This window comes from Paraburkholderia tagetis (genome assembly GCF_022213065.1).
GTDB lineage: Bacteria > Pseudomonadota > Gammaproteobacteria > Burkholderiales > Burkholderiaceae > Paraburkholderia > Paraburkholderia tagetis.
The window spans coordinates 121,349-130,673 of the sequence record NZ_JAKLJA010000021.1 but is presented as its reverse complement, the minus strand read 5'-3'; the positions used below and the strand labels follow the sequence as shown (position 1 = coordinate 130,673).

The following is a 9,325-nucleotide window of genomic DNA, read 5'->3' as shown; positions in this document are numbered from 1 at the left end:
GCTTTACGCCACGATGTACGCAATTGTCAAGATCGCGCAGCAGGCGCAATGGCATAAAAAGGAATCCGCATGAAACCAGATTGGAAAACTCACGCAATCGGACGTCACCTTGTCGATGTTCCAGCGAGCGCGCAACTTGTCGAGAGTTGGGACTATGACAAAGATTCGCTTGAGCTTCTCGCTCCCAGCGATGACAAACAATTTTCGGAGCTCGTTAGCCGGCGAGAGGCCCAGTTGAAGACACCGGCCGACAAGTCTGCAAAACCGTCATTCGTTGAGCGCGTGGCTCTGTCCAATGGATCGGTCACGCTTTTTTCGTGGAGCTTGACCGAGGCTGAAGGTATCTATATGACAGATACTTTTTTCAGGGCAGGGAGCCGCGTTATCCAGTACCGGAAAGACGCGATCCCCGTAGCCAATAAAGAAAAGGCGACTACCTTTCTCAAACGCTGCAGTGAGAAGTGGCGGGAAATTCCTAAAGACCAGTTACCTGAAGGAATTGGTTTTGTCGTGAGTAATACTATCCTCGCAGACGATTTCCCCAACTACGAAAGCTGGCGTTTGCTCATCAAACTCGAAGGCAAGCCCGACGTGACACTGGAAGTCAGCAGCTTTGTAGGCGTGGCCGAGGAGGGTCTGCGCCAGCGTGCCGGGGGTATCCTCGCGAGAATGCTCGGCATGGCGGCGGGCCTGTCCCAATTGCGCAACCACGCTCGCCCGGTAGGTCCGATTCAGGCCGATGAAATCCTCGTGGCGGGCACCCAGAATGGAAAACGCGGCTACGGCTTTAAATGGGAGGCGCCAGGCAAGAGTTATTCGCTGGCCGAACCCAACCTGAATGTTTCGCTTGAGGTTCGCGAAAGCGCCTATGCGACGAATCGGGAATCTTTCTCTAGCGATGACGAAGCGCTGGAGCTGTGGGACACCTTGGTGAACTCGATCCGACTGCGTCCGAGGGCGGTATGAACATATCCCGTCGAAGTTTCGTTAACGCAGTCGTTGCAGATACTTCGCTTGGCGACAAGCACCAGCGGTCGCTTTACGCCACGATGTACGCAATTGTCAAGATCGCGCAGCAGGCAAAATGGCATAAAAAGGACTCCGCATGAAGGAAGAATGGAAAACCCACGCGATCGGAAGGCATCTTGTCGACGTTCCGGTGAGCGCGCAGTTGGTCGAGAGTTGGGACTATGACAAAGATTCACTTGAGCTTCTCGCACCACGCGACGACGCACAATTTTCGCAGCTTGTTAGCCGGCGAGAGGCAGAGCTCAGAAGGCGGATTCAGAAGTCGGGCAAGCCTTCTTTCATTGAGCTGGTACGTCTTGCGAACGACTCAGTAACGCTCGTCTCGTGGGAGCAGCCCTATGACGAAGCAGGCTATGAATTCGATACCTATTTCAGGGCGGGAAGAGCAATTGTGAGATACCCAAATAGTACTTCGGTAGCAAAGAAAGATTTGGCTTTGGCGTTTTTCAAACGCTGCAGTGAGAAATGGCGGGAAATTCCTAAAGACCAGTTACCTGAAGGAATTGGTTTTGTCGTGAGTGACACGATCCTCGCAGACGATTTCCGCAACTACGAGAGCTGGAATCTGCTCATCAAACTCGAAGGCAAGCCCGACGTGACGCTCGAAGTCAGCAGCTTTGTGGGCGCAGCTGAAGAGGGCCTGCGCCAGCGCGCCGGGGGCATCCTGGCGAGAATGCTCGGCATGGCGGCGGGCCTGTCCCAATTGCGCAACCACGCTCGCCCGGTGGGTCCGATTCAGGCCGACGAAATCCTCGTGGCGGGCACGCAGAATGGCAAACGCGGCTACGGCTTTAAATGGGAGGCGCCAGGCAAGAGTTATTCGCTGGCCGAGCCCAACCTGAATGTTTCGCTTGAGGTTCGCGAAAGCGCCTATGCGACGAATCGGGAATCTTTCTCTAGCGATGACGAAGCGCTGGAGCTGTGGGACACCTTGGTGAACTCGATCCGACTGCGTCCGGGGGCGGTATGAACATATCCCGTCGAGGTTTCGTTAAGGCAGTCGTTGCAGCATCGGGCGTCGCTGTGATGCCAGTTGTTAGAGCTGCACCGACACACAGCCTGTCGGTTGCGGCCGCCATCCAATACCTCTGCAACGACGTATTCGCTTTGCCGGCCGAAAGGGCTGCCCGCATTGCGACGCGCGCTGGGAATCAGATTGCGGTGCGAAATGGCCGTTGACTTCTCGCTGCTTCCGGTCGAGATATCAGATACGAATAAACCGCCTTCCCGGTTTGTCTGGACGGTGGTGTTTCTTGTGCTGGTTCTGGTCGGCATTTTCTCCGTGCTGATGCTCTGGCCGAAGAGCAAGTCGACCCACACGTTCGACTTCTGGTGCACGCTGGTCCTTTTCCCGGTAGGGATTCCTGCACTCATTGTGCTGCTCCGGTACCAGCACCATGCTGCGCGCGAACTGGATGTGCAGATGAGCAACCGGGCGACGCGGCAGTACAACGATCGCGTGTTCTCCGCAGCGAGCGAGCCGATATCCGTACTGGGCGTGTCACATCGGTTTTCGGCGATGCCCGATGAGAATGCCATTACGAGCATTCAGTCCGGGGCGCTCAGACTAACGGTACAAGAACTGTTTGCGTGCGACAGTGAACCGGACAAGGTGCGCTGGCTTGAAGTGCCAGATGTGAAGCTACACGCTGGCACGCATGAAGATGATCAGAAGCGCCATATAGAGGTCACTCGATGGCTGTTCAAGGAACTGCTGGCGGAACTTGCGGGAGCAATCAACGCATTGCCCATGCAAGCCGGTCTCGATGTGCACCTGCTGGTTTCAGGGATGCTGACAGGCGAGCAGAACGAGGCTCTGTGGCGCGAATGCTGGGACAGTTTCGGGTTTCATATCGCGTACGCTTTCGCGGTGGGGACGGACCGCTGCGATCTGCAGATGGTCGATGGATGGCTAGATCAGGTTGCATCCGGGCGGCAACGGGAAGTGAAGCTGGTCGTTGCCATCCAGTTACATTCCCTGCTGGCTGACTCACCCCCACGGGGTACAGCCGAGGCCGGTGTGGGCCTTCTGCTCATACCGTACGCGCTGGCACGTCAGCACGGAATGGCTCGCATGACAAACCTTTATCGACCGGTACGCGGCCCATTCAACCTTTCGAATGGCGCGCTCATGCATGCGCTGAAATGGGCCAGTTCGACAGCTAAAGCGATCTCCGGCGGGTGGCAGACAGGTCTCGATCAAACACATGCGGGTGCACTGCGCAAGTCCGCAGTGCTGGCTGGGCTGGAAATTCTGCCCGTCGATCTTGATTCGCGCGTCGGGCATGCGGGCATTGCGGCGCCTTGGCTCGCGGTTGCATGTGCGGCTAACTCCCTTTCCACAGCCGCGCCGCTCCAGATTGTCTTCGCAGGCCAGTGTGAGGGTGTTGACTGTGCGGTGCTTAGCGATATCTCTGTCGAAGACCGTTCCATGGCCGCATCTACCGGGTTATCCGAAAAAACAACCGAACCACAGGCAACCTGAGATGACACGACGCTACGACATTGTGAAAGGCGATACAACCACGACTGGCGGTGTTGTCCTGGGAGGGGATTCGAACGACACGCTCAATGGGCGTGAGCAGGCCTATGAGAACGACCCCGTGTGGTGCCCGGTGTGCAAGACAGTTGGGCGCATTGTGTGCACGGGGAAACGTTGGTCGATGACAGGACCCGACGGCAGAGAGGCGGCCCTGAGCGACGACCTGTGTGTGTGTCAATGCAATCCTGCCCCGCTACTTATTCCGTCGCAGGGTGCCTCATACGTAGATTTGTAACCTGCTAGGCATCGCAGCCTGGAACAATGAAAAAACTGCATATTGACCTGCTTGTCATAGTGATTCTCGCATTGCTGGTTGCCGGCGCGGTCCTGATATGGGGAAGCGCTTTGGGACTCACGACACCGACTGCGATCGGTTATGCGCTGATGGGCGTGGCGCTTGGCGCACTTGCCTTGGCGTTCCTCGTATCGTTCGATGGACTGTTTCGCTGGATGGGTGCGCTGCGCAGACTGGGGGACTGGCTGCATCTGCGCAGACAGGAGGTGGCGAATACAACTCAAGGTCATGTATCCGCTAGTACCAGGAATAATCAAGGTTCGCCACAGACGTTGAAACCGCTTCGCCGGGCATTGCAAGCGCAGAATGGCTTACGTTGGCGCTACCGTCAGCCGTGGCTTTTGCTGGTAGGCGATGATACGGCTATCAACTGTCTTTTGCCCGGACTCGAGGAATCTGGATGGCACGCCTCCCACGAAACCGTGCTGCTTTCGGGTGCCAGCGGGACGGATGGGGGAATCGATGAGCAGCGGCTACGCCAGATCCGCCGGATGCGATGCAGCCGTCCGCTAGATGCGATTGTTTTGGTTGTGGACGACAGGACGCCGTTGCCTAACGCCATGGTTGACAGAAGCCACCGCGGACTCCACCTCGCGCGCATCACCGAGCTTCTGCGCTGGTCGGCGCCGGTGTATGTCGTCGATGTCGCCGGCACCGATCCCGTGCACCGAATCAACACGCCCGTGACGGGCTGCGAATTTTCGCATCCGCTCGATGCCTCCGCCATTGAAGCCGCAATGTTCAAACTGCGCGACCGGCTGGCCGACCGCAGCGTGCATCAGCTTGCCGCTAATGGCAACGATGGCTACGCATCGGAGCTGTCCATGCGGCTCGATACCCGCGCGAAGCCACTTGCACGCTGGATCACGGGGTTATCCGATTGGCAACGTCGACCGCTGCCGGTCGCGGGCGTTTTCTTTGCCCCGTTGGCAGTCGCTGGCGTATCGGCTTCAGGATCCTCGGACCCTGCACGCCTGCCCCTGTGGCGCTACCTTGCCACCGCCGCAAGTCACACACCGGGCCGTCGCACGTTTGCGCATCCGGTCACGGTGTATTCGGCCATCGCGCTTGCCCTCATCGGTCTGTGGACCATCGGCATGCTTGTCTCGGGAACGAACAACGCACGTGAGGTCATGCTCACGAATGAGTCCTTGCAGGCGCTCAAACGTGCCAGCGATACTCCGGCACGGCTGCGCGCGCTGCTTGGGCTTCAGCAGCGCATCGGCTTGCACGAGGCGCGCGTGCAGGAACACACGCCGTTATTCACCCGTTTCGGGCTCAACCACGACCGGGCGGTAGTCAACGCACTGTGGACACCGTACGCCCGCGCCGCAAAGCCGCTACTCGTTTCACCGGTACAACAGGACATCGAAGGCCAACTCGTCGATCTCGGCCAGATGTCGACCGCCGAAGTCGATACCCAGAGCAGCCAGATGGCCCAGGACGGCCAGCAAGCGCTCAAGACTTACCTCATGTTGGCCGAGCCGCAACGTGCCGATCCGGCCTTCATGACGCCACAGCTCATGCATCACTGGAACCTCGACACCGGCCTGCGGCCCGGCGAAAAACTCGACCTGTCCGCGCGGTTGCTGGGCTTCTGGGCACAGCACTTTCCCGCGCATCCTGACTGGCGCATTCAGCCGCGCGAGGATCTCGTCGGCAACGCGCGCCAGACGCTGCTCGCGATCATCGGCGTGAAGAATTCCGAAGACACGATCTATCAGGGCATTCTCGACTCGGTGGGGCGCAAGTTTCCCGACCAGACACTCGCCTCGCTCACGGCAGGCACGGATACGCGCGGCGTCTTCTCGACCGCAGCAACGGTCCCAGGCGTCTTCACGCGCCAGGCCTGGGAGGGCTCGATCGAGGCAGCAATCGACGCCGCCGCGAAGCACAACGGCGTGGCCGGCAACTGGGTCCTCGGCAACAATGGAGGTTCGCAGGCCGTCACGGCAATGACGCCCGATGCGCTGCGCGCGGCCCTTCGCGCCCACTACTTCGCCGACTACGCCGAGCACTGGCAGGATTTCATGAACGGTATCCGGTGCGCAGCGGCCCCCACGCTGCCTGCTGCCGTTGGGCAACTGAGGCTCATCGCCGATGCGCGGCAGTCGCCACTCATCGCGTTGATGAAGTCGCTGGCCTGGCAGGGTGGGGCGGGTGTACAGCAGGCTTCGCTTTCCGATGCGCTGGTCACCAAGGCGCAGAACTTCTTCGGCAAGAAGGACGATGCATCGCAGGCCGCGCAGGCCGCCCCGGCAGGGCCGCTCGATGCGGCCTTCGGACCGGTGCTCAAGCTGGTCGGCCAGAGTGGCAACAGCAATGCCGCGCCTGCTGCGGGCAGCGAGTTGAGTCTTGAGCGGTTCACGGAACGCGTGATGACGCTGCGCCTGAAGTTGCAGCAAATCAGCGACAGCGCCGATGCGGACGATCAGGCACGTCAGGTTGCGCAGGCGCTCTATCAGGGCAAGGGTTCTGAACTCTCCGATACGCTGTCGTATGCCCGGCTCGTTGCCGCCAGTCTCGGTGAGCAGTGGGCCGGCATGGGCGCTGCGCTTTTCGTGGCGCCGGTCACGCAAGCGACGCGCACGGTGCTCGTACCCGCTGAGGCTAGCCTGAACGATGCTTGGCGACAGACGATCGTCGCCGCGTGGAACCGCTCGTTCGCGGGCCGCTATCCTTTTGCGAACACATCCAGCGAGGCGTCGTTGCCCGAGCTCGCCCGCTTTCTGCGTCCGCAGGGCGGTCTTATCGAAAGCTTCCTTTCCACGCAGCTCGCGGGTGCGTTGCAGTTGCAGGGTGACCGGTGGGTGGCGGTCTCGGGTGGGGTCGGCGCGGGCAGCACGGCTCGCGCATTCGACCCGGCGTTCCTCAGTGCAATCAACACGCTGCAGCAGGTGGCGGGCCATCTGTTCGCTCAGGGCGAACCGCAGTACGTCTTCGCGCTCAAACCCGTGCCGACGCCCGGTGTGACGGACACGTTGCTGACGCTCGACGGTCAGACGCTTCACTACTACAACCAGATGGAGACGTGGAGCACGATAACGTGGCCTGCCGGCGAGCCCCAGAAGTCCGGCACGCGGCTTGAGTGGCAGACCGACACGGCGGGCATCAACAAAGGCTTCGAGTTCAGCGGACGCTGGGCGCTGGTGCGCATGCTCGAACGGGCAAGGGTGGAACCGGTGGACAGCGCGACCTACCAGGTGACGTGGCAGGCGAAGCCGGAGAGCGCGGGTCCGAAGTCCGGCGAGTCGAAGGCGGACGGACTTGCCGATGTCGCGGCGCAGGTGGCGCAGGAGCCGCAGGAGCCGCTTGCATCGGTACCGGCGGACGTGACGCACCCATTGCGTTACCTGATTCGCACCGATGTGGGCAAGGGACCGCTTGAACTGCTGGCGCTGCGAGGCTTTACGCTGCCCACGCGTATCTTCGTCGAGCGCGCGGCGTCTGGTGCGAAGGCACCCCAGCCGAGTGGACCGCCGCCGCTGCCCAAAGCGGCGCTGGCCGCCGCAAAACGCGCGGCCATGCCAATCCCTCAGGGGCAGGTGCCGCAATGATTCATCGTGATCCGCAAAGCGGCCGTTTCAGCGCGTCCGCAGGAAGAGCCCGTGCATGGCCAGTCAAGGAATTCGCACTATGACCGATCCAACCCGTGATAACGAAATCCTGCGCTATTACGAGGCGGAAATGCGCTATCTGCGCGAAGCTGGGAAGGAATTCGCACAGGCGTTCCCCGATCGCGCGCGCGAACTGGACCTCGACCGCGTGGGCGAGCGCGACCCGCATGTCGAGCGGCTCTTCGAAGGCTTTGCCTTCCTGATGGGGCGCCTGCGTCACAAGCTCGACGACGAGTTGCCCGAGTTGACCGAGGGTCTCGTGAGCATGCTATGGCCGCACTATCTGCGCATGATTCCCTCGCTCGCCATCCTCGAACTCATTCCCGAAGCCGGCGCGTTGCAGAAGCACGAAACGCTCGAGGCGGGTCTGGAAGCCACTTCCGATCCCGTGGGGACCGGCGCCAGTGCGGGCGATGCCGTGATCGAGTGCGTGTATCGCACCACCCAGGCGGTCGACCTGTATCCGCTGGCCCTGAGCGAAGCGGGCGTCTACGCGCGCGAGGACGGACGCTCCGTCATCAGCCTGCGTCTGGCCATTCAGAGCCAGGCGGAGCGCGAGCGGCTGCAAGTGCCGCGTTTGCGCCTGTACCTGAACGCGGACCGGCCCGTTGCGCTTTCGCTTTACGCCGCACTGACCGCCAAACCCGTGGCGATGCAGGTGCGTGTGCCGGGCTGGCCTGAAGATCGTCCCGGTGCACCGGTCGCCATGCCGGGCCTGCGTCTCGCGCCGGCCGGGCTGGCTGCCGAAGAACGTCTTTGGCCCAAGGCCGACAACACGTTTGGCGGCTACCAGTTGCTGCTCGAGTACTTTACGTTCCCCGAAAAGTTCATGTTCGTCGACCTCCTCGGCCTCGATATGCAGGCGATCCCCGCGTGGGCGACGTCGCTCGATGTCGAAGTCGTGCTCGAGCGTCCCTGGCCGGACGACATGCGCTTCAATGCGGACAATATCCGTCTCTATTGCACACCGGTTATCAATCTCTTCGCAGTCGGCGCCGATCCCGTGACGGTCACGCAGCACGAGACCGAATATCGGGTGCGCGCGCGCACCGAGCACGCGTCGCTCATCGACATTTATTCGGTCGATGGCGTGGAGTATTTCGAGCGCGGCCGCCGCTTCGAATATGTGCCTTTCGCCGCATTCCGGCATCGTGGCGGCATGCTGCGCCACGAAATGCCCGAGCGTTACTATCACACTCGCATGCGACGCGGCCCGTCTGGCCGGTTCGATACGTGGATCGTGCTCGGCGGCCACGCGTGGGATCAGGCCAGCACATTGCTCACCGAAACGCTGACGTTGTCGGTGACCGGAACCAACGGCATGCTGCCGCGCCAGGCCCTGCGTGAAGCGGGGATTACGCGCATGCGCGGCGGCTTCACCAATATCGGCGCGGTACGCAACCTGACTGCGCCGACGCTCCCGGTCTATCCGCCCACGGGTGACCGGTTCCAGTGGCGTGTGCTCTCGCATCTTGCGCCGAACTACCTGTCGCTGCTCGACGCGGAGATCCTGCGCGGCTCGCTCGCGCTCTATGACTGGACCGACGGCGAACTGAACCGCCGGCGCATCGAGGCCATCACCCACGTGCAGCACCGGCCGCTCAGCAAGCTCGTGATGGGCGGGCTGATGCGCGGGGTCGAAATCACCGTGACGCTCGATGCCGGACGCTTCGCCGGCGATGGGGATCTCGAACTCTTCGGCAGCATGCTCAACCGCTTCCTGGGCCTCTACGCAACGCTGAATCTGTACACGAAGCTCGTGATCGTGAGCCAGCCAACCGGACGCCGTATCGAGTGGCCCGAAACGAAGGGCGAGGGGGCACCGTTTTGAACGCACCCAGG

At 61.2% G+C, this 9,325-nt stretch carries 6 protein-coding genes; all 6 read left to right on the top strand.

Annotation, left to right across the window (positions count from 1 at the left end; translation table 11 throughout):
* Positions 1-69: 69 nt before the first annotated feature.
* The 6 genes from L5014_RS22740 to tssF all read left to right on the top strand — a co-directional run bounded on the left by L5014_RS22740 (position 70) and on the right by tssF (position 9,314).
* A complete protein-coding gene (locus tag L5014_RS22740; RefSeq protein ID WP_238465994.1) occupies positions 70-966 on the top strand; it encodes a T6SS immunity protein Tli4 family protein in 897 nt (298 codons plus the stop codon).
* Between the two features lie 139 nt (positions 967-1,105).
* Positions 1,106-1,999, top strand: coding sequence for a T6SS immunity protein Tli4 family protein (locus tag L5014_RS22735; RefSeq protein ID WP_238465993.1), 894 nt, complete (start codon positions 1,106-1,108; stop codon positions 1,997-1,999).
* A 198-nt stretch (positions 2,000-2,197) separates the two neighbouring features.
* Positions 2,198-3,514, top strand: coding sequence for a hypothetical protein (locus L5014_RS22730; RefSeq protein ID WP_238465992.1), 1,317 nt, complete (start codon positions 2,198-2,200; stop codon positions 3,512-3,514).
* Between the two features lies 1 nt (position 3,515).
* Positions 3,516-3,806, top strand: a complete 291-nt coding sequence (locus L5014_RS22725) for a PAAR domain-containing protein (protein ID WP_238465991.1) — start codon at positions 3,516-3,518, stop codon at positions 3,804-3,806.
* Between the two features lie 620 nt (positions 3,807-4,426).
* A complete protein-coding gene (locus L5014_RS22720) occupies positions 4,427-7,423 on the top strand; it encodes an ImcF-related family protein (protein WP_238465990.1) in 2,997 nt (998 codons plus the stop codon).
* A gap of 79 nt (positions 7,424-7,502) precedes the next feature.
* The gene (tssF, locus tag L5014_RS22715; RefSeq protein ID WP_238465989.1) at positions 7,503-9,314 is read left to right on the top strand and encodes a type VI secretion system baseplate subunit TssF; all 1,812 of its coding nucleotides are present in this window, start codon (positions 7,503-7,505) and stop codon (positions 9,312-9,314) included.
* Positions 9,315-9,325 lie beyond the last annotated feature (11 nt).